This is a genomic window from Mesorhizobium sp. BR1-1-4 (genome assembly GCF_020165375.1).
GTDB lineage: Bacteria > Pseudomonadota > Alphaproteobacteria > Rhizobiales > Rhizobiaceae > Mesorhizobium > Mesorhizobium australicum.
In genome coordinates this window covers 209,303-230,352 of sequence record NZ_JAIUIB010000004.1, presented here as the reverse complement: position 1 = coordinate 230,352, position 21,050 = coordinate 209,303, and the positions used below count along the sequence as shown (strand labels likewise).

General features: G+C 62.7%; 22 protein-coding genes. 11 read left to right on the top strand and 11 right to left on the bottom strand.

What is annotated here, in order from left to right:
• From hutG to hutI, 3 genes are read right to left on the bottom strand one after another with little or no spacing between them, the layout of a single operon-like run.
• Window positions 1-819, bottom strand: coding sequence for an N-formylglutamate deformylase (hutG, locus tag LB571_RS10285; RefSeq protein ID WP_140720855.1), 819 nt, complete (start codon window positions 817-819; stop codon window positions 1-3).
• Complete coding sequence (gene hutH / locus LB571_RS10280) at window positions 819-2,360, bottom strand: histidine ammonia-lyase (RefSeq protein WP_140824559.1); 1,542 nt, start codon at window positions 2,358-2,360, stop codon at window positions 819-821. Before hutH ends, hutG begins: the two co-directional genes overlap by 1 nt.
• A complete protein-coding gene (hutI, locus tag LB571_RS10275; RefSeq protein WP_224594242.1) occupies window positions 2,357-3,592 on the bottom strand; it encodes an imidazolonepropionase in 1,236 nt (411 codons plus the stop codon). The genes hutH and hutI overlap by 4 nt, the downstream gene beginning before the upstream one ends.
• A 98-nt stretch (window positions 3,593-3,690) precedes the next feature.
• Here hutI and LB571_RS10270 point away from each other — a divergent pair, with 98 nt between their 5' ends.
• Together LB571_RS10270 and hutC are read left to right on the top strand one after the other, a co-directional pair.
• Window positions 3,691-5,046 carry a formimidoylglutamate deiminase gene (locus LB571_RS10270; protein ID WP_015318310.1) on the top strand — a complete coding sequence of 452 codons (1,356 nt, stop codon included), beginning with the start codon at window positions 3,691-3,693 and terminating at the stop codon, window positions 5,044-5,046.
• Window positions 5,047-5,051: 5 nt separating this feature from the next.
• Window positions 5,052-5,798 carry a histidine utilization repressor gene (hutC, locus tag LB571_RS10265; RefSeq protein WP_015318311.1) on the top strand — a complete coding sequence of 249 codons (747 nt, stop codon included), beginning with the start codon at window positions 5,052-5,054 and terminating at the stop codon, window positions 5,796-5,798.
• 41 nt (window positions 5,799-5,839) lie between these two features.
• Here the strand turns inward: hutC and LB571_RS10260 are convergent, their stop codons facing one another.
• A complete protein-coding gene (locus LB571_RS10260) occupies window positions 5,840-6,184 on the bottom strand; it encodes a RidA family protein (protein WP_023773346.1) in 345 nt (114 codons plus the stop codon).
• 220 nt (window positions 6,185-6,404) lie between these two features.
• On the opposite strand from LB571_RS10260, the gene aztA reads away from it, so the two are divergent.
• The 4 genes from aztA to LB571_RS10240 all read left to right on the top strand — a co-directional run bounded on the left by aztA (window position 6,405) and on the right by LB571_RS10240 (window position 9,553).
• On the top strand, window positions 6,405-7,217 hold the full coding sequence (gene aztA, locus LB571_RS10255; protein ID WP_224594239.1) for a zinc ABC transporter ATP-binding protein AztA: 813 nt from the start codon (window positions 6,405-6,407) through the stop codon (window positions 7,215-7,217).
• Window positions 7,217-8,092 (top strand): zinc ABC transporter permease AztB, encoded by an 876-nt coding sequence (gene aztB, locus LB571_RS10250; RefSeq protein WP_224529944.1) that lies wholly within the window; start codon window positions 7,217-7,219, stop codon window positions 8,090-8,092. The genes aztA and aztB overlap by 1 nt, the downstream gene beginning before the upstream one ends.
• Before the next feature lie 31 nt (window positions 8,093-8,123).
• On the top strand, window positions 8,124-9,065 hold the full coding sequence (aztC, locus tag LB571_RS10245; RefSeq protein ID WP_140720864.1) for a zinc ABC transporter substrate-binding protein AztC: 942 nt from the start codon (window positions 8,124-8,126) through the stop codon (window positions 9,063-9,065).
• Between the two features lie 149 nt (window positions 9,066-9,214).
• Window positions 9,215-9,553 (top strand): TIGR01244 family sulfur transferase, encoded by a 339-nt coding sequence (locus LB571_RS10240; protein WP_224594237.1) that lies wholly within the window; start codon window positions 9,215-9,217, stop codon window positions 9,551-9,553.
• On the opposite strand, the gene LB571_RS10235 is transcribed toward LB571_RS10240, so the two are convergent.
• Window positions 9,550-10,017, bottom strand: coding sequence for an Lrp/AsnC family transcriptional regulator (locus LB571_RS10235; RefSeq protein ID WP_224594628.1), 468 nt, complete (start codon window positions 10,015-10,017; stop codon window positions 9,550-9,552). The genes LB571_RS10240 and LB571_RS10235 overlap by 4 nt on opposite strands.
• A gap of 134 nt (window positions 10,018-10,151) precedes the next feature.
• Between LB571_RS10235 and hppD the strand changes: the two genes are divergently transcribed.
• The 3 genes from hppD to LB571_RS10220 all read left to right on the top strand — a co-directional run bounded on the left by hppD (window position 10,152) and on the right by LB571_RS10220 (window position 11,929).
• Window positions 10,152-11,264: a 4-hydroxyphenylpyruvate dioxygenase gene (hppD, locus tag LB571_RS10230; protein WP_224529954.1), complete on the top strand. Its 1,113-nt coding sequence runs from the start codon at window positions 10,152-10,154 to the stop codon at window positions 11,262-11,264.
• Between the two features lie 66 nt (window positions 11,265-11,330).
• Window positions 11,331-11,555 carry a type II toxin-antitoxin system Phd/YefM family antitoxin gene (locus tag LB571_RS10225; protein ID WP_224594229.1) on the top strand — a complete coding sequence of 75 codons (225 nt, stop codon included), beginning with the start codon at window positions 11,331-11,333 and terminating at the stop codon, window positions 11,553-11,555.
• On the top strand, window positions 11,552-11,929 hold the full coding sequence (locus LB571_RS10220; protein WP_015318320.1) for a type II toxin-antitoxin system VapC family toxin: 378 nt from the start codon (window positions 11,552-11,554) through the stop codon (window positions 11,927-11,929). The genes LB571_RS10225 and LB571_RS10220 overlap by 4 nt, the downstream gene beginning before the upstream one ends.
• 4 nt (window positions 11,930-11,933) lie before the next feature.
• Here the strand turns inward: LB571_RS10220 and LB571_RS10215 are convergent, their stop codons facing one another.
• The 4 genes from LB571_RS10215 to hmgA are packed head-to-tail and all read right to left on the bottom strand — an operon-like array spanning window position 11,934 to window position 15,714.
• Window positions 11,934-12,470: a DinB family protein gene (locus LB571_RS10215; RefSeq protein WP_140662076.1), complete on the bottom strand. Its 537-nt coding sequence runs from the start codon at window positions 12,468-12,470 to the stop codon at window positions 11,934-11,936.
• Window positions 12,471-12,491: 21 nt separating this feature from the next.
• Window positions 12,492-13,505 (bottom strand): fumarylacetoacetate hydrolase family protein, encoded by a 1,014-nt coding sequence (locus LB571_RS10210; RefSeq protein WP_140661901.1) that lies wholly within the window; start codon window positions 13,503-13,505, stop codon window positions 12,492-12,494.
• Complete coding sequence (locus LB571_RS10205) at window positions 13,502-14,389, bottom strand: MBL fold metallo-hydrolase (protein ID WP_224594623.1); 888 nt, start codon at window positions 14,387-14,389, stop codon at window positions 13,502-13,504. Before LB571_RS10205 ends, LB571_RS10210 begins: the two co-directional genes overlap by 4 nt.
• An 11-nt stretch (window positions 14,390-14,400) precedes the next feature.
• On the bottom strand, window positions 14,401-15,714 hold the full coding sequence (gene hmgA, locus LB571_RS10200) for a homogentisate 1,2-dioxygenase (RefSeq protein ID WP_224594223.1): 1,314 nt from the start codon (window positions 15,712-15,714) through the stop codon (window positions 14,401-14,403).
• A gap of 87 nt (window positions 15,715-15,801) precedes the next feature.
• Between hmgA and LB571_RS10195 the strand changes: the two genes are divergently transcribed.
• Window positions 15,802-16,239, top strand: coding sequence for a MarR family winged helix-turn-helix transcriptional regulator (locus tag LB571_RS10195; protein WP_181174522.1), 438 nt, complete (start codon window positions 15,802-15,804; stop codon window positions 16,237-16,239).
• 149 nt (window positions 16,240-16,388) lie between these two features.
• Here the strand turns inward: LB571_RS10195 and tdh are convergent, their stop codons facing one another.
• Window positions 16,389-17,423 (bottom strand): L-threonine 3-dehydrogenase, encoded by a 1,035-nt coding sequence (gene tdh / locus LB571_RS10190; RefSeq protein WP_015318326.1) that lies wholly within the window; start codon window positions 17,421-17,423, stop codon window positions 16,389-16,391.
• A 52-nt stretch (window positions 17,424-17,475) separates the two neighbouring features.
• Window positions 17,476-18,663 carry a glycine C-acetyltransferase gene (locus tag LB571_RS10185; protein WP_140617110.1) on the bottom strand — a complete coding sequence of 396 codons (1,188 nt, stop codon included), beginning with the start codon at window positions 18,661-18,663 and terminating at the stop codon, window positions 17,476-17,478.
• Window positions 18,664-18,969: 306 nt separating this feature from the next.
• Between LB571_RS10185 and LB571_RS10180 the strand changes: the two genes are divergently transcribed.
• Window positions 18,970-21,042: a putative bifunctional diguanylate cyclase/phosphodiesterase gene (locus tag LB571_RS10180; protein WP_015318328.1), complete on the top strand. Its 2,073-nt coding sequence runs from the start codon at window positions 18,970-18,972 to the stop codon at window positions 21,040-21,042.
• Window positions 21,043-21,050: the final 8 nt, after the last annotated feature.

The following is a 21,050-nucleotide window of genomic DNA, read 5'->3' as shown; positions in this document are numbered from 1 at the left end:
TCAGTGCCCGGCCCAGTCAATGGCGGTTTGAAGAATTCGCGTCAGCGTGGCGCGGATCGGAGCGGCGAACGCGGCGTCGTAGGGCACCGGCCAATTGTCCGGCGTGCCCTTCCCCTCGGGCTCGCGCATATAGCCTCGATTGGAGAGCTCCATCTGCAGCGCGTGCACGCCCTGTAGCGGCTGGCCGAAATGGCGCGTTATCCACCCACCCTTGAAGCGTCCGTTGACGACAAAAGTCTCGCCGGTTTCGGCCATGATCTGGTTGACCATCGCCTGCAACGTCGGATCGGCGCTCTTGCCGTCATTCGTGCCGAGATTGAACACCGGCAGCGTGCCTTCGAACAGGCGTGGCAGCACCGAGCGGATCGAATGGCAGTCATAGAGGACAATCTTGCCATGCAAGGTGCGCAACCTGTCGATCTCGGCCTGCAAGGCGGCGTGATAGGGTGCAAAGAACTTCAGCCGGCGCTCGTCGATCTCCGATGGCCCCGGCTCTTCGCCGTCGCGGTAGAGTGGGTCGCCGTCGAAGGTTTCGGTCGGGCACAGGCCGGTGGTTGCCTGGCCGGGATAGAGCGAGGCGCCGGATGGATCGCGGTTGACGTCGATGACGGTGCGCGAGATCGCGGTGTGCACGACAGTGGCGCCAAGACCGGCGGCAAAATCATAGAGATCGTCGATCCACCAGTCGCAATCACGACGGCCGAGCCAAGGCGAGGCCAGCCGGTTTTCGAGGCCGGCGAGGTCGATACCTGTGTGCGGGATCGACACCAGCAGCGGCGCCGTGCCGCGTGTGACCGTGAGCCAAGGGGTGGCCGTCATCACGCCGCTCCGGCAATCGAGGGCAGTGCCACCGCGCTCGCGGCTTTCACAACCGCACCGCTGCGCACCATGGCGATCGCCTTTTCCATGTCGGGGTGGAAGTGCCGGTCGTTATCGAGATGCGGCACCTCGGCGCGAACCAGCTTGCGCACGGCTTCCAGTGCTGCGCTCGACGCCAGCGGCTGATGGAAATCACAGCCTTGGGCGGCGGCCAGCAACTCGATGCCGATCACCGCGGTTGCGTTCTCGACCATGCCGATCAGGCGGCGTGCGCCATGCGCGGCCATCGAGACGTGGTCTTCCTGGTTGGCCGAGGTCGGGATGGAATCGACGCTGGCCGGATAGGCCTTCTGCTTGTTTTCCGAGACAAGCGCGGCCGCCGTAACCTGCGGGATCATGAAGCCGGAGTTCAGACCGGGCTTGGGCGTCAGGAAAGCGGGCATGCCTGACAGCGCGGGATCGACCAGCATGGCGATGCGGCGTTCCGACAGCGAGCCGATCTCGCAGACGGCCAGCGCGATCATGTCGGCGGCGAAAGCCACCGGCTCGGCGTGGAAATTGCCGCCGGACAGAGCAGTATCGTCTTCTGCGAAGATCAGCGGGTTGTCGGTGACGCCATTGGCCTCGGTTTCGAGCGTATCGGCGGCCTTGCGCAGGACATCGAGTGCGGCGCCCATCACTTGCGGCTGGCAACGCAGGCAATAGGGATCCTGCACACGCTCGTCGCCGACCCGGTGCGACTCGCGGATGGCGCTGCCGGCCATCAAATCGCGCAGTGCGTCCGCGGTCTCGATCTGGCCACGGTGCTTTCTCAGCAGATGAATGCGCGGGTCGAACGGCGCGTCGGAACCCTTTGCCGCGTCGGTCGAAAGCGCGCCGGCGACAAGCGCCGACTGGTAGAGCACCTCGGCATCGAACAAAGCGGCCAGTGCATAGGCCGTCGAAAACTGCGTGCCGTTGAGCAGCGCAAGGCCCTCCTTGGCACCCAATGTCACGGGCTCCAGCCCGTGCGAGACGAAGGCAACCTTGGCCGGGAAACGGCCATGCGGAGTAAAGCATTCGCCGACGCCGATCATCACCGCCGTCATATGCGACAGCGGGGCAAGGTCGCCGGAGGCGCCGACGGAACCTTGCGCCGGCACGACCGGGATGACGTCGTTGGCCAGCATCGCTTCAAGCAGCTCGATGGTCTGCGAGCGCACGCCGGAGGCGCCCTGCGCGAGGCTCGCAAGTTTCAGCGCCATCATCAGCCGGGCAACGGCAACGGGCATCGGCTCGCCCACGCCCGCGGCATGCGAAAGCACGATGTTGCGCTGCAGCGTCTCGAGATCGTCGGCGGGGATGCGCACGCTGGCCAGCTTGCCGAAACCAGTGTTGATGCCATAGACCGGCTCACCCTTGGCAACGATGCGCGCGACAGCTTCGGCACTCGCCTTGATTTTCGGACGGCAGGCATCGTCCAGTTTCGGCACGGCGCCACGGTATATGGCGCGCCAGTCGGCCAGCGTCGCATTGCCGGGCTTCAGGGTCAGTTCGGTCATTGTCCTCTCCAGATGCGGGCATGCAGCGGGTTGAAGCCCATGCGGTAGACGAGTTCGGCGGGACGCTCGATGTCCCAGATCGCCAGATCGGCGGATTTGCCTGATACCAGCGTGCCGGTCTCGCCGAGCAGCCCCAGCGCACGCGCGGCTTCGCGGGTGACGCCGGCAAGACATTCGTCGACCGTCATGCCGAACAGGGTGGCCGCCATGTTCATGGTCAGAAGCAGCGAGGTCAGCGGCGAGGTGCCGGGATTGTTGTCGGTGGCAACAGCCATTCTGACGCCATGCTGGCGAAACAGGCCGATCGGTGGCTTCTTGGTCTCGCGGATGAAGTAGTAGGCGCCGGGCAGGATCGTCGCCACGGTCCCCGCCTTGGCCATTGCCACCGCGCCTGCCTCGTCGGTATATTCGAGATGGTCGGCCGACAACGCGCCATAGCGGGCGGCAAGTTCAGCGCCATGCAGATTGGACAGCTGGTCGGCGTGGAGTTTGACGGGCAAGCCAGCCGCCTGGGCGACATCGAAAACGCGTGCCATCTGCTCCGGCGAAAAGGCGATGCCTTCACAGAACCCATCGACGGCATCGGCCAAGCCTTCCTCGACGACGCCGGGAAGGATCATTTTGGCGACGAGATCGATGAAGGCATCCTTGTCGCCCTTGGCTTCGGGCGGCAGCGCGTGGGCTGCGAGACATGTGGTGCGAACCGTCACCCGGCGTTCATTGCCCAGCTGTCGCGCGGCGCGCAGCGATTTCTTCTCGTTTTCGAGATCGAGGCCATAGCCTGACTTTACTTCCACTGTGGTTACGCCCTCGGCAATCAGCGCATCGAGGCGCGGCAGCGTCTGGGCAACCAGGTCGCCCTCGCTGGCAGCACGCAAGGATTTGACCGACGAGACGATGCCGCCGCCGGCCCTGGCGACTTCCTCATAAGTGGCGCCGGCCAGCCGCATCTCGAATTCGTTGGCGCGGTTGCCAGCATGGATCAGATGGGTGTGGCAGTCGATCAGGCCGGGCGTAATCCAGCGGCCCTCGCAATCGATGATCTCGCCTTGGGCAAAAGCCGAGGGCATCTCGGATTGCGGACCGGCATAAATAATGCGGCCGTCGCGCGCGGCGAGCGCACCATGCTCGACGATACCCAATCCGGCAGAATTTTCAGCCATGGTCGCCAGACGCGCATTGCGCCACAGGCGAAGCCCCCCTGCGTGGTTTTTGCTGCTCTCTACGGCCATCATCTTTTCCGTTTCAATCGGTGGCGATTATGTATATACATATTGAAACGCACTGCAAGTGCCATCATCACATACGAGACCGGAAAGCGGAGAGAAAAGTGACCGATATCTTTGCGGAACAGGCGCTTCTTCCTAACGGCTGGCACGACAATGTGCGGATCACTTTTGCCAATGGGCGCATTACGGCCGTGGAGCCTGAAGCCGCCGCCTTGCCCGGTGATGAACGCCATTCCATTCTGCTGCCAGGCATGCCCAACCTGCACAGCCACGCCTTCCAGCGCGGCATGGCCGGCCTTGCCGAGTTGCGAGGCCCCTCCGCCGACAGTTTCTGGAGCTGGCGCGAGGTGATGTACCGCTTCGCGCTGTCGATGACTCCCGACCAGGTCGAGGCGGTGGCGGCGCAGCTCTATGTCGAAATGCTGGAGGCCGGTTTTTCCCGCGTCGGCGAATTTCATTATCTGCACCATGATCGGGATGGACAACCCTATGCCAACCCAGCCGAGATGGCCGAGCGCATCGCTGCCGCGGCTGGCGAAACGGGTATCGGCCTGACGCTGCTGCCGGTGTTTTACGCCCACTCCTCTTTCGGCGGCGCAGCTCCGAATGAGGGCCAGCGCCGATTCATCAACGATGTGAATCGGTTCGCCCGGCTTGTGGAGAAAAGCCGTGAATCGGTTCGCGCGCTGAATCAAGCTGTCGTCGGCGTCGCGCCGCACAGTCTGCGCGCCGCGACGCCTGAAGAGCTGATCGAAGTCACCGCCATGGCGCCAAACGGACCGATCCACATCCACATCGCCGAACAGGTCAGGGAAGTCGAGGACTGCCTTGCCTGGTCCGGCGCGCGTCCGGTCGAATTTCTGCTTGGGGCTGCCGCTGTCGACCAGCGTTGGTGCCTGATTCACGCCACCCATATGACGGATGCCGAGACCATCGGCATGGCGAAGACCGGCGCCATTGCCGGCCTTTGCCCGATCACGGAGGCCAATCTCGGCGACGGCACCTTTGCCGCGCCATTGTTCAGGGAGCATGGCGGCCGCTTCGGCATCGGCTCCGATTCCAATGTGCTGATCGGCCTGCCCGACGAATTGCGCCAGCTCGAATATTCGCAGCGCCTCGCGCACCGCGCCCGCAATGTGCTTGCGGTAGCCGGCGGCTCAACAGGCCGCGCCCTGTTCGACGCAGCGCTTGACGGCGGTGGCGTCGCCCTTGGTGCCGGCGCCTCGCAAATCGCGACTGGGGCATCCGCCGATCTCGTCTCGCTCGACGTCGGTAATCCCTCGCTGGCTGGCAAGACCGGCGACGCGATCCTCGATGCGTGGATCTTTGCCAATGGCAGCAAGGTCGATTGCGTCTGGGTGCATGGCAAGAAACAGGTCAGCGCTGGCAGACACGCCAAGCGCGGGGCTATCGCCGCACGGTTTCGCAGCGTGATGACTGCGCTTTCCGAGGGTTAACGCAGATGAGCATGGCTGAACGGACGGACATAGACGACAGCGAGACCGTCTCGCTGCATCAGCGCATCCTGTCCGATATCCGCGAAAAGATCCTGTCCGGCACCTGGGCGCCCGGCCACCGTATCCCATTCGAACATGAGCTGACCGCCGAATACAAATGCTCACGCATGACGGTGAACAAGGCTCTGTCGCAGTTGGCCAAGGCAGGTCTGATTGAACGCCGCCGCCGGTCGGGCAGTTTTGTCCGCCAGCCGCAATCGCAGGCAGCGGTGCTGGAGCTTCACGACATCAGGATCGAGGTCGAGGCGCTCGGCCTGCCCTATCGCTACGAACGGCTGGAACGCCTGAGGCGGCGCAGCAACGTGGAGGACAGGGCGTTGCTCGGATTGTCCGCCGCGGGCTCGGTGCTGGCGGTCGAAGGCCTTCATTTTGCCGGCGAACGGCCATTCGCACTCGAGCAACGTCTGATCAACCTTTCGGCGGTCGCGGAAGCCGGGGACGAAGAGTTTCTGGAAATCGCGGCGGGTCCATGGCTGATCGGCCGCGTGCCGTGGAGCGAGGCCGAACATCGGATACGCGCCGTGGCCGCCGATGAGACTATCGCCGACGTGCTCGATATCGATCCTGGCGCGCCTTGCCTGGTCGTGGAGCGCCGCACCTGGAGCGCGGAGCACCCGGTTACACACGTGCGCTTCATCTATCCGGCGGAAAGCCACACGCTGGTGGCAAGGTTCACGCCGTCGCAGGGGTAAGCCGATCTCCCGCTTGGGGAAGATCGGCACCTACAGCCGCTTTACAGCGCAGCCGTAATAATAATCTCGACCAGATATTCGGGGCCGGCGAGCTTCGCCTCGCCGGTGGCGCGAGCGGGTGTGTGGCCCTGCGGCACCCATTTGTCCCATTCGGAATTCATCTCGGCGAAGGTGCCCATGTCGGCCAGCCAGATGATCGCCTGGACGATCTTGGTCTTGTCGGTGCCGGCCTTGGCCAGCAATTCGTCGATGGTCGCGAGGATGTCGCGGGTCTGCGCGGCGACGTTGCCGCCGGGCTCGCCGACCTGGCCGGCCAGATAGACGGTGTTGCCGTGTATGACGATCTGGCTCATGCGCGGGCCAACATCGATGCGACGAATGCTCATTGCGAGGTTCCTTCGTTTGAGGGTTGCGCTTGTTTAGAGTCGGCGTGGGCTTCGGGCAAGGCCGCCGGCGCCAAATCTCCTTGGACCAGCGCGGAAGAAACTCACGGCAAGTTGAGCCGCCGGGTCGCAAATCCACCGGATTGGCCTGTTGACTAATGTAATAACATCACATATCCAACGGCCACTATCGCGGCCAGGCTCGACTTCCCAACGGAACGATATGACCCAGACCTGCCTAACCTTCCGTGACCTGACGCTGGGCTACAACAGCCATCCCGCGATCCATCACCTCGATGGCACGATCCGCAAGGGTTCGCTGACGGCCGTGGTCGGGGCCAATGGCTCCGGAAAATCGACGCTGATCAAGGGTATTGTCGGCGTGCTGAAGCCAATGGCCGGCGAGGTCATCCGCGCGTCGGGCGTGCGGGCAGCTTATCTGCCGCAGCAGTCGGAACTCGATCGCTCCTTTCCCGCCCGCGTCGTCGATCTGGTCTCGCTTGGCCTGTGGCCGAAGCGCGGCATGCTCGGCCGCTACACCAGGGAAGATCGCGAAGCCGTGAGCCAAGCATTGATGGCCGTCGGCCTCGGCGGCTTCGAGAAGCGGCCGATCGACACGCTGTCGGGCGGCCAGCTGCAGCGCACGCTGTTTGCCCGCGTGCTGTTGCAGGATGCCGACCTGATCCTGCTCGACGAGCCCTTCAACGCGGTCGACGCCAAGACGGTCGGTGACCTCATTGCCCTGATCAAGCGCTGGCATGGCGAAGAGCGCACCATCATGGTGGTGGTCCATGATCTGGACCTGGTGCGCCAGAATTTTCCCGAAACACTGCTGCTTGCCCGCCAGCCGGTTGCCTGGGGCGATACCCGGGAGACGCTGAAGCCTGAGAACCTGCTGCGCGCGCGCCGCTTCCACGAAGCCTGGGAAGAGAACGCCCCCTGGTGCGAGCCTGACGAGCACGCTCATGGCCATGATCATGATCATCATGGCCACGATCACGACCATCACCATGGCGCCGGACCGAGGGCCGCCTGATGGACACGCTCTACGGTCTTTTCATTGCTCCCTTCGCCGATTTCGGGTTCATGCAGCGGGCGCTGTTCGGCTCGCTGATGCTGTCGCTCGGCGCCTGCCCCATCGGCGTCTTCCTGATGCTGCGGCGCATGAGCCTGTCGGGTGACGCCATGGCGCATGCCATCCTGCCAGGAGCGGCCGCCGGCTTCCTGTTCTATGGCCTTGAAATCCTGCCGATGACCATTGGCGGCCTGATCGCTGGCGTCATCGTCGCGCTCGGTGCTGGCGCTGTCTCGCGCTTCACCATCCAGCGCGAGGACGCCTCGATGGCCGCCTTCTATCTGATTTCGCTCGCCATCGGCGTGCTGATGGTGTCGATCCGCGGCTCCAGCGTCGATCTCATGCATGTGCTGTTCGGCACGGTGCTGGCGCTCAACAACGAGGCATTGATGCTGATTGGCGGCATCGTCGCGGTGACGTTGGCCAGCCTGGCCATCTTCTGGCGGGCGCTGGTCGCCGAATGCCTCGACCCGCTGTTCCTGCGTTCGGTCAGCCGCATGGGCAGCCCGGTGCATTTCATCTTCCTCGGCCTCGTCGTGCTCAATCTCGTCGGCGGCTTCCAGGCGCTCGGCACTTTGCTATCCGTCGGATTGATGATGCTGCCGGCGGCAGCCGCGCGATTCTGGACCGCACGCGTCGAGCCGATGTGCGTGCTGGCGGTGCTGATCGGCTTTGCCTCCTGCATTGCCGGATTGCTCTTGTCCTATCATGCGTCGTTGCCCTCCGGCCCGGCCATCATCCTGTCGGCCGGTGTCGTTTATTTCGCCTCGATCCTGTTTGGCACGCGCGGCATCCTGCGCGGTCGCATCATCCATCACCGTCACAGAACGGCCTGATCCGCCTCACCCCCTAGAAGGAACCCCGCTTATGCTGAAAACGATCCACGCCGCCCTGACATTGAGCGTTATAACATTAACCGCCTTTGGCGCATCATCGGCCTTGGCGGCGCCGCTGAAAGTGGTCGCCAGCTTTACGGTCATTGCCGACTTTGCCAAAAACGTCGGCGGCGACCGCGTCGCGATCACCACGATCGTCGGGCCGGACGGCGACGCTCATGTCTATGAGCCAAGCCCTGCCGACGCGGTCGCCATGGCCAAGGCCGACATCGTGCTGGTCAACGGCCTACATTTCGAAGGTTTCCTGCAGCGGCTGGTCGATGCCAGCGCCACCAAGGCCTCGATCGTCACGCTGACCAAGGGTGTGACGCCGATCGACTTCAAGCCTGAATTCGCCGAAGCCGACGCGGCCGAAGGCGCCGGCACCGGCGGCGGCAAGACGGTCACCGATCCGCACGCCTTCCAGTCGATCGCCAATGCCAGGATCTATGTGAAGAACATCGCCGAAGCTTTCTGTGCGGCCGACAGCGACGGCTGCGTCAGCTACCAGACCAATGCCGCCGCCTACACCAAGAAGCTCGACGCGCTGGAAGGCGAAGTGAAGGCGGCGATCCAGTCGATCCCCGAAGCAAAGCGCGTCGTCATCACCTCGCATGACGCCTTCGGCTATTTCGAGCACGAATACGGCCTGACCTTCCTCGCCCCGCAAGGTATCTCGACCGATTCCGAGCCGTCGGCCGCCGATGTCGCCAAGTTGGTCGAGCAGGTCAAGCAGGACAAGGCCGCGGCCATCTTCGTCGAGAACATCACCAACACTCGCCTGATCGAGCAGATTGCCAGCGAGACCGGCATCAAGGTCGGCGGCACGCTTTACTCGGACGCGCTGTCGCAGCCCGACGGCCCCGGCTCGACCTATATCGACATGATGCACAACAACATCCGCCAGATCAAAGGCGCCATTCTCGGCAGCTGAGTTTGATCTGCGGCCAGCCGGGCCGTATCGGCCCGGTTGGATTTTCTGGCGCGCGATGTCTATTTGGCAGAGAATTCCTTCGATGCGGATTGCCGCCCCCCTCCCGGAGTGGCAAGACTGCCGTCAAAGAGATCGCGAGGATACGAGCCATGGAATACCGCCAGATCAGCGAAGACTATTCGGTCTCGGGCCAGATCCAGCCCGAGGACGTTGCCGCCATCAAGGAAGCCGGCTTCAAGAGCGTGATCTGCAACCGGCCTGATGATGAGCAGCCGGGACAGCCTTCGGCGGACACGCTCAAGGCCGCGGTCGAGGCCGCTGGCCTCGCCTTTCGCTACATTCCGGTGATCAGCGGCCAGATCACGCGAGAGAATGTCGACGCCCAGGCCGAGGCACTCGACGAGCTCGACGGCCCGGTGTTCGCCTATTGCCGCTCCGGCGCCCGCTGTACCAATCTGTACGGGCTGATCCAGCAGTCGAAGGGTTAAATCGGCAGCGCGCCGGTCTCCTTCAGCGTCTCCAGCACGATCGCCGTCTTCACATGCTGCACGGATTCGTGCGGCAGGAGCACGCCGTTGACGAATTCCGACAGTGATTTGAGGTCTGGCGTTACGACCTTCAGGATGTAATCCATCTCGCCGGTCAGTGCGTGAGCCTCCTGCACCTCGGGCAGCCGTGCCACCAATTCGCCGAAGCGGCGCGCATTGTCGCGATTGTGGGTGGCCAGTGTCACCGAGATGACGTTGACCAGCGAGAAACCGAGCTTGTCGCGGTCGAGCACCGCTCGATAGCCCTTGATGTAGCCGTCCTCCTCCAACCGTTGGCGGCGGCGCGAGCATTGCGAGGCAGAGAGGTTCACCCGCTCGGAGAGATCGTTGTTGGTGAGCCGCGCGTCGGCTTGCAAAAGCGCCATTATCTTGCGGTCGAACTGGTCAATGCGCGCGTCATCCATGACTTTTGCCTTCATCATGCACGGTTCGCGCATGACCTCACCATTTCAAGCGTTTAAATGCAAGCACCGTGCGTGGGCTCCGCGCTATTATGGTTCGAACGGCTTTTCAGGCCGAGCAGCTTCCGGAGGATATCATGGGTCCTTTCCCGCACGACGCCCCGCCCGCCACGATCAGCAAAGACAACCCCGCCGGCACCGACGGTTTCGAGTTCGTCGAATTCGCGCATCCGGAGCCGCAGAAGCTGGCCGAGCTGTTCACCCGCATGGGTTATGTCGCGGTAGCCAGGCATCGCACCAAGGACATCACCGTCTGGCGCCAGGGCGACATCAACTATGTCGTCAATGCCGAGCCCGGCTCGCATGCGATGAAATTCGCCGACAAGCACGGCCCCTGTGCTGCCTCGATGGCCTGGCGGATGGTCGATGCCAAGCATGCTTTCGAGCATGCCGTCTCGAAGGGCGCCACGCCTTACGAAGGCGACGACAAGGCGCTCGACGTGCCTGCTATCGTCGGCATCGGCGGCTCGCTGCTCTATTTCATCGACAGCTATGGCAAGAAGGGCTCGGCCTACGACGCCGAATTCGAGTGGCTCGGCGAACGCGACCCCAAGCCGCAAGGCGTCGGCTTCTATTTCCTCGACCACCTGACCCACAACGTCTATCGCGGCCAGATGGACAAATGGTGGGATTTCTACCGCAATCTGTTCGGTTTCAAGCAGATCCATTTCTTCGACATCGACGGCAAGATCACGGGCCTGGTCAGCCGGGCGATCACCTCGCCCTGCGGCAAGATCCGCATTCCGCTCAATGAGTCCAAGGATGAAACCAGCCAGATCGCCGAATATCTGAAGAAGTACAATGGCGAAGGCATCCAGCACATCGCGGTGGGAACCGACGAGATCTACGCCGCCACCGACAAGCTCGCGGAGAACGGGCTGAAATTCATGCCCGGCCCGCCCGAGACCTACTATGACATGTCGTATGACCGCGTGAACGGCCATGACGAGCCGATCGAGCGGATGAAGAAGCATGGCATCCTGATCGACGGCGAAGGTGTGGTCGACGGCGGCATGACCAAGATTCTTTTGCAGATCTTTTCGAAGACCGTGATCGGGCCGATCTTCTTCGAGTTCATCCAGCGCAAGGGCGACGAAGGCTTTGGCGAAGGCAATTTCCGCGCGCTGTTCGAATCGATCGAGCAGGACCAGATCAAGCGCGGTGTGATCAAGGTTCAGGCGGCAGAGTAATTTCTCCGGCTCCGCTTGCGGCTCGACTAATGATGACCTAAATTTTGGTCATAAGAGGTCGAGCCCATGAATGTTTCCATTGCAGAAGCCAAGGCAAAACTGTCGGAACTGATCAGCCGTGCGGAAGCTGGCGAAGAGATCGTGCTTACACGTCACGGCAAGATCGCGGCTCGGCTGGTGCCACCGCTCGGCGAAAATCTCCTGCCCCGTATTGGCGCCTTAAAGGGCAAGATTTGGATAGCGGACGATTTTGACGAACTCGGTCCCGAATGGGACAAATACGTCAAATGACTGCCGGCTCCTTTCTTGCCGATACGCAAATTATCCTTTGGTCTATTAAGGACGACCCTCGACTCAGCGAGGAGCACCGGGCTGTCCTTGCATCGGACGCGACCGTTTACGCCAGCGCGGCAAGCGTTTGGGAAATCGCGATCAAGCGATCGATCGGCAAACTCGACGTTCCGGACGACCTGCCGGCGTTACTCCCGAGAATGCAATTCCAGCCGCTGACCATCACGTTTCAGCATGCGCATGTTGTCGGCCGCCTTCCCCGCCACCATGGCGATCCGTTCGACCGACTGCTGATCGCCCAAGCGCAGGTCGAGAATCTCACCATCCTGACAGCGGACAAGCAATTTGCTCTCTATGACGTCGCGCTGGCATGACGTTTCATAATCCCAGCCGTTCGACCTCCGCTGTTCTCAACTTAACGTCATAATCGAGCAGGAACTCGTCGAGCTGCGGCGGCGCTACGGAGGTACCCGCGAGCATGGCATGCACCTGGCCCCGATGGTGGATGTCGTGCAGGAAGACGTGCGCCAGGATATCGCCGGTCTTTTCCGGGATCATGCCGTCCTCGCGCCGGTCGGTGACGACGCTGCGATCGAGATCGGCCTTTGACAGGCCATCGCAGAAGGCGATCAGCCGCCGGTCGGCCGCAAGCTGAGCCAGGTAAAGCTCCGGCGCGGCATCGAAAGGCACGAAGTCATCGTAGGCAGCCGCACCGAGGCCGCCGTCTTCGAGAAAATCGAGATAGAGATGATCGACCGCGAGGACATGGTTGAGCGTTGCCTTGATCGACGGGAAAAAGTTGGTGCGCTCGGCCTCGAATTCACCGGGCTTCAGCGCAAGCACGGCGCGATAGAGCCGGTCGTTCGACCAGAGATTGTTCTTCGCCATGCGACGCAGATGATCCAGCAGGTCCATCACTCAAACCTCTCATTGTGCCTACCGCTGGTATTTCTCGACCTTCTGCTCGATGGCGCCGAAGATCGAATGCCCTGATCTGTCCTTCATCTCGATGCGCACGGTGTCGCCGAAGCGCAGGAAAGGTGTCTTGGGCTCGCCTGACACAATGGTCTCGATCATGCGCAGTTCGGCGATGCAGGAATAACCGGCTCCGCCCGCAGAGACCGGCTTGCCCGGGCCGCCGTCGAGTTTGTTGGACACCGTACCCGAGCCGATGATGGTGCCTGACACCAGCGGCCTTGTGCGGGCAGCGTGAGCAATCAGGGCCGGAAAATCGAAGGTCATGTCGACACCGGCATCGGCGCGGCCGAACGGCTTGCCGTTGATGTCGGCAAGCAGCGGCAGATTGACCTTGCCGCCGTCCCAGGCATCGCCCAGCTCATCCGGCGTCACCGCGACCGGAGAGAAGGCGGAGGACGGTTTCGACTGGAAGAAGCCGAATCCCTTGGCCAGTTCCGGCCCGGTCAGCGCGCGCAGCGTGACATCGTTGACCAGCATGACCAGCCGGATCGCGGCGCGCGCTTCCTCGAGGCTGGCGCCCATCGGCACATCGTCGACGATGACGGCGATCTCGGCTTCCATGTCGATGCCGAAGGCCTCGTCCGCTAGACGGATCGGATCGCGCGGGGCAACGAAGGAATCCGAGCCACCCTGGTAGATCAGCGGGTCGGTCCAGAAGCTTGCCGGCATCTCGACGCCGCGCGCCTTCCGCACCAGTTCGACATGGTTCACATAGGCCGAGCCGTCGGCCCATTGATAGGCGCGCGGCAGCGGCGAATGCGCGTCATGCTCGTGAAAACGGGCCGCCGGCATCGCATTGTTCTCCAGCGATTCCGCTATGGTCGCGAGATGCGGCGAGATCCTGCGCCAGTCGTCGAGTGCGGCCTGCAGCGTCCGCGCCAGGAACGAGGCGTCCGTGTATTGCGTCAGGTCGCGCGAAACGACGACGAGTTTTCCGTCGCGTGTTCCGTCCTTCAGCGTGGCAAGCTTCATGCGGTTCCCTCTCCTGATGCGGCCTTGGCGCCGCTTAACTCCACAACAAGGCCGTCGCGAGCGATCGTCAAGTCGCCAGCCCATGTTTTCCTGACAGCGGCTATCCAGTCGACCTCGCCGATCTCGGTATCGTCGGCTGGAATGAGGTGATTGAGCACCAATCTTGTGACGCCGGCATCGCTGGCGATACGGCCTGCCTCCTCGGCAAAGCTGTGACTGGCGAGCAGATGTTCCCTGAGCCGCGCGCCATTGCCGGTTCTGGCAACCAGCCGCTCGATGCCTTCTTCCAGCATGGCTTCATGGACGAGGATAGCAGCGCCATCGGCAAAATCGGCCAGCGGCGGAAAGAAAGCAGTATCGGCCGAGAACACCACGCTGTTTCCCCCATGCTCGAAGCGCAAGGCGAAGCAATCGGTCACAGGCGGATGGTCGACGCGCAGCGCCGTCACCTTCAGTCCGCGCTGCTCGACCACATGCCCTTGGCCGAATTCGTCGATAGAGACCAACTCGCGAATATCGGGGCGGCCCTCGTCGGCGATGCGGATCTCGATGTCGAATTCCATCGCCTGACAAAAGCGCCGCCAGTAGTGGCCAAGTCCAGGCGGCCCGAACACGGTGACCGGCGTCGCCAATCCGGCCGTCCAGGCGGTGTGGATAAGCGGCCCGAGTTCCAGCACATGGTCGGAATGCAGATGCGTGATGAAGATCAGGTCGAGTGCCTTCAGGCTGACACCGGCATCGACCAGACCGCGCGTCACGCCGAGCCCGCAATCGACGACGATGGCTCGCCCGCCGATTTCGAGCAGCGTCGAGCTCGGCCACGGCCCGCCCGGCCGCAGTGCCGGACCGCCTTTCGACCCGAGCAGCACCAACCGGTCTGGCATTGGCTTGCCGCTCAAGACCAGTCGCCCTCGGGCGTGCCATTAAAGCGTTTCTTCAGGTCGGCCCAGCAATCGATGTAGTTGTCCTGCCGGGTTTCGAGTTCGGCGCCGTAGCGGGTCAGCATCTGCGGAAAGCGGGTCTCGAACATGAAGGCCATGGTGTTGTCGAGCTTGACTGGTTTCAGGTCCGCGCGCGAGGCCTTTTCGAAGCCAGGCGCATCCGGGCCATGGGCCAGCATCAGATTGTGCAGGCTGATGCCGCCGGGCACGAAACCTTCCTCCTTCGCGTCGTACTGGCCGTGGATCAGGCCCATGAACTCGCTCATGATGTTGCGATGGTACCAGGGCGGCCGGAACGTATCTTCCGCCACCAGCCAACGCGGCGGGAAGATGACGAAATCTATGTTGGCGGTGCCTTCCTCGCCGCTCGGCGCCGTCAGCACGGTGAAGATCGACGGGTCGGGGTGATCGAACAGCAGCGCGCCGACCGGCGAAAACGTCGCCAGATCATATTTATAGGGCGCGTAGTTGCCGTGCCAGGCAACGACGTCGAGCGGCGAATGGCCGATCTCGGTGACGTGAAAATTGCCGCACCATTTCACGATCAGCCGGCACGGCGTCTCTGTCTCCTCGAACCAGGCGCAAGGCGTCTTGAAGTCGCGCGGGTTGGCCAGGCAATTGGCGCCGATCGGGCCACGGTCAGGCAGCGTCAGCTTGGCGCCGTAATTCTCGCAGACATAGCCGCGTGCCTCGGCGTCGACCAGTTCGACCTTGAAGACGAGGCCGCGCGGCAGCACGGCGATTTCACCGGGCCGAAGCTCGATGACGCCCATCTCGGTGATGAAGCGCAAGCTGCCCACCTGCGGCACGATCAGCAGCTCGCCGTCGGCATTGAAGAAATGATCGTCGGTCATCGAGCGGTTGGCGACATAGACATGGGCAGCCATGCCGGCCTGGCCAAGCACGTCGCCGGCGGTGGTGATGGTGCGCATACCCTTGATGAAGTCGGTCGGCTCTTTCGGCATCGGCACCGGATTCCAGCGGTACTGGCCAAGCGCCAGCTCGTGGTCGCCGACATTGGGCGCGCTCTTCCACAGGGGATAACTCGCCACCTTGAACCTGCCCGTGTGCTTGACGCTCGGCCGGATGCGATAGAGCCAGGAACGCTCATTGGTGCCGCGCGGAGCGGTGAAGGGCGAGCCTGAAAGCTGCTCGGCGTAGAGGCCGTAGGCCGGCCGCTGCGGCGAGTTTCGTCCCTGCGGCAGCGAGCCGGGCAAGGTTTCGGTTTCGAAGTCGTTGCCGAAACCCGGCATGTAGGAAAAGGCCATTGCTTCCTCCCGGATTGACCAAATTGGTTTCATTTGTAACCATCGAAAATGTAACTATCAATCTTCCGTTTTTCCCGGATGCGGACAATGGACATTCTCGAACTCGAAAGCTTTCTGCCCTACCGGCTCTACCGCCTTGCCGATGCGGTCAGCCGCGAATTCTCGAAGGTCTACAAGGACCGCCATGGCCTGACCCGGCCCGAATGGCGCACGTTGTCGGGATTGGGACAGCGCGGCACGATGACCGCGACGGAACTTGGCGAGCAGTCGGCCATGCACAAGACCAAGGTCTCGCGCGCCGTGGCCGAGTTAGAACGGCGGCGCTGGCTGGTACGAACACCTGACGAGAACGACCGCCGCGTCGAGCACTTGACGCTTACCAAAGTCGGGCTTGCAGCCTATCGCGAGATGGTGCCGCTGGCGCAGAGTTTCGAGCGGGAACTGCTGGCGAAACTTGGCGTGGACGAACGTGCGGCGATTGTGCGTGGGGTGGCGGCACTTGAAAGGGCATTGGAACAAAAGTAGCGCTGAAAGAATGGGGATAGGCTGGCGGGACAGCGCGCCCCTCCGTCCTGGCGCAAAGCTATCCCGTTATTTGATCTCCCCCTTGAGGGGAGATGTCCGGCAGGACAGAGGGGGCGCCTCGCGCAGACCGGATGGCGCTATGCGCGCGGTTACCAGTCCATCACCACCTTGCCGGAACTGCCGCTGCGCATCGCATCGAAGCCGGCCTGGAAATCGTCGATGCCGATGCGGTGCGTGATGAGCGCCGAGACGTCGAGCGGGCCCTGCACCAGGGCGATCATCTTGTACCAGGTCTCGAACATCTCGCGGCCGTAGATGCCCTTCAAGTGCAGCATCTTGAAGATGACCTTGTTCCAGTCGATCTCGAAACCAGTCGGGGCGATGCCGAGGATGGCGATCTTGCCGCCATTGTTCATGGTGTCGATCATGTCGCGGAAGGCAGGCGCGGCGCCCGACATCTCCAATCCGACATCGAAACCTTCTGTCATGCCGAGTGCCGGCATGACGTCGCGCAGCTTCTCCTGCGAAGCGTCGACGACATGCTGGACGCCGAGTTTCTTCGCCAGCGCCAGGCGCACCGGGTTGATGTCGGTGATGACAACCTTGCGTGCGCCGACGCACTGCGCCACCAGCGCGCCCATGATGCCGATCGGTCCGGCGCCGGTGACCAGCACATCCTCGCCGACCAGATCGAAGGACAACGCCGTGTGGACCGCATTGCCCAGGGGATCGAAGATCGCGGCAATCTCGTCCGGCACGTCGTCGGGGATCGGCACCACATTGTGCTGGGGAATGGCCAGGTACTCGCCGAAGGCGCCGGGACGGTTGACGCCGACGCCGAGCGTGTTACGGCACAGATGTCCCCTGCCCGCGCGGCAGTTGCGGCAATGACCGCAGACGATGTGTCCCTCGCCCGACACCCGCTGGCCGACCTTGTATTCGGTGACCGCGGCACCAAAGTCGGCGACCGTGCCGACGAATTCGTGGCCGGTCACCATCGGCACAGGAACCGTCTTTTGCGCCCACTGGTCCCAGTTGTAGATGTGGACGTCGGTGCCGCAGATTGCGGTCTTCTTGATCTTGATCAGCACATCGTTGGGGCCGATCTCCGGCACCGGAACCTCTTCCATCCAGATGCCCGGTTCGGCCTTGGCCTTCACCAGTGCCTTCATCATGTTCGACATTCTCTTGTCCCTTGAATCTCTTGATCCGGAATCGCTTTTCGCTACCGGCCCTTCAGGAAATCACGCCCAATTCCCTGCCGACCGCTCCGAACGCTTCCACGGCCCGGTCGATGTCGGCGCTGGAGTGCGCCGCCGACATCTGGGTGCGGATGCGGGCTTGGCCCTTCGGCACCACAGGGAATGAGAATCCAATGACGTAGATACCACGCTTCAGCATGCGCGCCGCCATCTCCTGCGCCAATGTGGCATCGCCCAGCATCACCGGGATAATCGGATGGTCGGCCCCGGCCAGCGTGAAGCCAAGCTTGCCCATCTGGGACCTGAACCGCGCCGCATTGGCATATAGGCGCTCGCGCAATCCGTCGCCATTGCGGATCAGCTCGAACACCTTGATCGAGGCGCCGGCGATCGCCGGCATCAGCGTGTTGGAGAAGAGATAAGGCCGCGACCGCTGGCGCAGCCAGTCGACCACCTGCTTCTTGCCCGAGGTGTAGCCGCCGGAAGCGCCGCCGAGCGCCTTGCCGAGCGTGCCGGTGATGATGTCAACCCTGCCCTCGACACCGCAATGCTCGGGCGAACCGCGCCCATTGCCGCCGACGAAGCCGACCGCATGGCTGTCATCCACCATGACCATGGCGTCGTATTTTTCGGCCAGGTCGCAGACGCCTGAGAGATTGGCGATGATGCCGTCCATGGAAAACACGCCGTCGGTGGCGATCAGCCGGAAGCGGCAATCCTTGGCTTCCTTCAGGCGTGCCTCGAGATCGGCCATGTCGTTGTTGGCGTAGCGAAAGCGTTTGGCCTTTGACAGCCGGACGCCGTCGATGATCGAGGCGTGATTGAGCGCGTCGGAAATGATTGCGTCTTCCTCGCCAAGCAGCGTCTCGAACAGGCCGCCATTGGCGTCGAAGCAGGAGCCGTAGAGGATGGTGTCCTCCAAGCCGAGGAACGACGAAATCGTCGTCTCGAGCTGCTTGTGTTCTTCCTGCGTCCCGCAGATGAAGCGCACCGAGGCCATGCCGTAGCCGTAGCGGTCGAGCGCCTGCGTGGCCGCCGCGCGCAGTTCCGCGCTGTCGGCAAGGCCGAGATAGTTGTTGGCGCAGAAGTTCAGCACTTTCTCGCCGCCGACCTCGATCTCAGCCGACTGCATCGAGGAAATCACCCGCTCGGACTTGTAGAGCCCGGCGGATTTCAACCCGGCAAGCTCGCTGTCGATATGGGAGAGAAATGCTGCGGTCATGATCGGGCCCCGTTTGACTTCGGCAGACTGTCGTCCCGCCCGCACAAAAAATCCATCGCAAAAGCGACCGGATCAGGTGGCCGGGCAGCATCAGCTGGGACGTTCCGACATTGCCCAGGTGGCCACCCGGAAATGCATGGGCCGACGAATGCTCAAATGCGGGCCGGCCGCGAAAGAACCCGATAACCATTTCGTGATCTTTCCGCCTCTCGTCCGCGCCGACCGGTTGTCGATTTCCAGTCCTGTTAACGTTTGCAGTTCAATGGTGCTCGCATAAATCCGTTGGCGAGAGGACCGCCCCCGAACATGTCTCAGCAGCCGGTGCAAACCGTTTCAGGCAAGCTCATACTGCTGATCAAGGCTGGCTACTGGCTGGCGCTGCTGATCATTGCCGCCATGGTCGCGGCCTCCTTCGTCCTGCTGCAGCAGACGATGGCCACGCAGCAGCACAACAACACCTTGCTCGACATCGTCGGTACGCAGAAGACGCTGTCGCAGCGCATCGTCTTCCTGGCCAACGCAACGGGCGCCGCCTCGCGCGACAAGCAGCCGGCGCTGGTCAGCGCGCTGAAGCAGGCCACGGCGGAGTTCGAGACGAACTACGATCTGCTGCTCAAGCAGACGGGCGCGGATCCGCAATCGCCGGCCAAGCTCGATGCGAAGTCGATCCAGAGCGTGCTTTTCGCCAAGCCCTTTCATCTGGACTATTTCTCGGTTGGCCTGATCGCCAATGGCGACCGGCTGGTCTCCGCACTGGAATCGCAGCTCAATCTTGGCGACAATGGCGGCTACAAGGGCGGCGCCGAACGCGTCAATCTCGATGCCTCGGTCGCCAATGCCACGCTGTCGGGCTATGCCGCGCTCGGCCAGCGCATCAGCGCCGATGCCGACGAGCGCTCCGAAAAGCTGCTCTCCCTCCACCGCACGCTGTTCTACGCCACACTCGGCGTCATCCTGCTGGTGGCGCTGTTCATCTTCAGGCCGATGTCCAACGCGATCCTGCGCAAGACGCGTGAGTTGGTCGACGCGCGCAATTCGATGGCCTTCATCGCTGTGCATGACGGCCTGACCGGCCTGCACAACCGCACCTTCCTCACCGACCATTTCGAGACGCTGATCAAGGGCGCGCATCGCCGGCGCGAGCGCCTGGCCGTAGTCCAGCTCGACCTCGATCGCTTCAAGCAGATCAACGATACGCTGGGCCACGCCGCCGGCGACTATGTCCTGGTCGTGACGGCACAGCGCATGCGCGATTCCTGCCGCGCCTCGGATCTGTGCGCGCGGCTCGGCGGCGACGAATTCGTGATGATCCTCAACGGGGCCGGCAGCACCGAGGACATCAACATGCTGGCACGGCGCATCCTGGTGCACATCAACGAGCCGATCGTGTTCCAGGGCACCACCATTCTCCCGGGCGCCAGCGGCGGCATCGCGGTCTATCCGATCGATGCCGACAACGCGCAGGACCTGCTCGTCCATGCCGATCTGGCGCTCTACTCCGCCAAGAAAATGGGTGGCGGCAACTTCTCGTTCTTTTCCGAGGAACTGCGCCGCGAACTCGACTACCGCAAGCAGCTCGAACATGACATCAAGGTCGCCATTTCCGAAAAGGCGTTCCAGGTCTATTTCCAGCCGCAGGTCTCGCTGACCGACGGCACCATTAGTGGCATCGAAGCGCTCGTGCGCTGGAATCATCCCGAGCGCGGCATGATCTCGCCGGGCGAATTCATCCCGGTGGCCGAGAAATGCGGCTTCATGCCGGAGATCGGCCGCATCGTGATCAGCAAGGCGATCAACGAGGCCGCCGAGTGGAACCGTGCCGGGATTGCCTTCGGCCGGCTTGCGGTCAATGTCTCGGGTACCGAGTTGCGCGAGCATGATTTCGATGCGTTTTTGTTCGATACGCTGGAGAAAGCCGGACTGCCGCCGCAGAAACTGTCGCTGGAAATCGTCGAATCCGTCATTCTGGACGACGAGAAGACTGGCATCGCGGCGAAGCTGCGTCATATCAGGGCGGCCGGCGTGCATCTGGAACTCGATGATTTCGGCACCGGCTATGCTTCGCTCAGCCACGTCAATCCCAACGAGATCGACAGGCTCAAGATCGACCGTCGCTTCGTGCAAAACATCCACGAGAATGGCGACAACTCCAAGATCGTGCGCGCCATCACTGAACTTGCCCGGGGGCTGGGCATCTCCATCGTCGCCGAGGGTGCCGAAACCGAGGCCGAGCTCGACTCGCTGATGGCGATCGGCTGCGACCAGGTGCAGGGCTATTCCATCGCCTTCCCGATGCCGCATGACAAGGCGCTCGAATGGCTGACCGCCCGCATGCCGAAGAAAGCCAGGCTGACGGTATTGCAGGGAAGCCTGGCGTAACCCGGCCA

What these genes read in the sequence shown, in the direction of transcription:
- hutI (WP_224594242.1), bottom strand. Translation starts at nt 3,592, where the DNA reads ATGGCCGTAGAGAGCAGCAAAAACCACGCAGGGGGGCTTCGCCTGTGG.
- hutG (WP_140720855.1), bottom strand. Translation starts at nt 819, where the DNA reads ATGACGGCCACCCCTTGGCTCACGGTCACACGCGGCACGGCGCCGCTG.
- LB571_RS10225 (WP_224594229.1), top strand. Translation starts at nt 11,331, where the DNA reads ATGAATGTTTCCATTGCAGAAGCCAAGGCAAAACTGTCGGAACTGATC.
- LB571_RS10240 (WP_224594237.1), top strand. Translation starts at nt 9,215, where the DNA reads ATGGAATACCGCCAGATCAGCGAAGACTATTCGGTCTCGGGCCAGATC.
- LB571_RS10180 (WP_015318328.1), top strand. Translation starts at nt 18,970, where the DNA reads ATGTCTCAGCAGCCGGTGCAAACCGTTTCAGGCAAGCTCATACTGCTG.
- LB571_RS10235 (WP_224594628.1), bottom strand. Translation starts at nt 10,017, where the DNA reads ATGGATGACGCGCGCATTGACCAGTTCGACCGCAAGATAATGGCGCTT.
- hppD (WP_224529954.1), top strand. Translation starts at nt 10,152, where the DNA reads ATGGGTCCTTTCCCGCACGACGCCCCGCCCGCCACGATCAGCAAAGAC.
- hutC (WP_015318311.1), top strand. Translation starts at nt 5,052, where the DNA reads ATGAGCATGGCTGAACGGACGGACATAGACGACAGCGAGACCGTCTCG.
- LB571_RS10195 (WP_181174522.1), top strand. Translation starts at nt 15,802, where the DNA reads ATGGACATTCTCGAACTCGAAAGCTTTCTGCCCTACCGGCTCTACCGC.
- LB571_RS10260 (WP_023773346.1), bottom strand. Translation starts at nt 6,184, where the DNA reads ATGAGCATTCGTCGCATCGATGTTGGCCCGCGCATGAGCCAGATCGTC.
- aztA (WP_224594239.1), top strand. Translation starts at nt 6,405, where the DNA reads ATGACCCAGACCTGCCTAACCTTCCGTGACCTGACGCTGGGCTACAAC.
- hutH (WP_140824559.1), bottom strand. Translation starts at nt 2,360, where the DNA reads ATGACCGAACTGACCCTGAAGCCCGGCAATGCGACGCTGGCCGACTGG.
- LB571_RS10215 (WP_140662076.1), bottom strand. Translation starts at nt 12,470, where the DNA reads ATGGACCTGCTGGATCATCTGCGTCGCATGGCGAAGAACAATCTCTGG.
- tdh (WP_015318326.1), bottom strand. Translation starts at nt 17,423, where the DNA reads ATGTCGAACATGATGAAGGCACTGGTGAAGGCCAAGGCCGAACCGGGC.
- LB571_RS10210 (WP_140661901.1), bottom strand. Translation starts at nt 13,505, where the DNA reads ATGAAGCTTGCCACGCTGAAGGACGGAACACGCGACGGAAAACTCGTC.
- LB571_RS10220 (WP_015318320.1), top strand. Translation starts at nt 11,552, where the DNA reads ATGACTGCCGGCTCCTTTCTTGCCGATACGCAAATTATCCTTTGGTCT.
- hmgA (WP_224594223.1), bottom strand. Translation starts at nt 15,714, where the DNA reads ATGGCCTTTTCCTACATGCCGGGTTTCGGCAACGACTTCGAAACCGAA.
- LB571_RS10185 (WP_140617110.1), bottom strand. Translation starts at nt 18,663, where the DNA reads ATGACCGCAGCATTTCTCTCCCATATCGACAGCGAGCTTGCCGGGTTG.
- aztC (WP_140720864.1), top strand. Translation starts at nt 8,124, where the DNA reads ATGCTGAAAACGATCCACGCCGCCCTGACATTGAGCGTTATAACATTA.
- aztB (WP_224529944.1), top strand. Translation starts at nt 7,217, where the DNA reads ATGGACACGCTCTACGGTCTTTTCATTGCTCCCTTCGCCGATTTCGGG.
- LB571_RS10205 (WP_224594623.1), bottom strand. Translation starts at nt 14,389, where the DNA reads ATGCCAGACCGGTTGGTGCTGCTCGGGTCGAAAGGCGGTCCGGCACTG.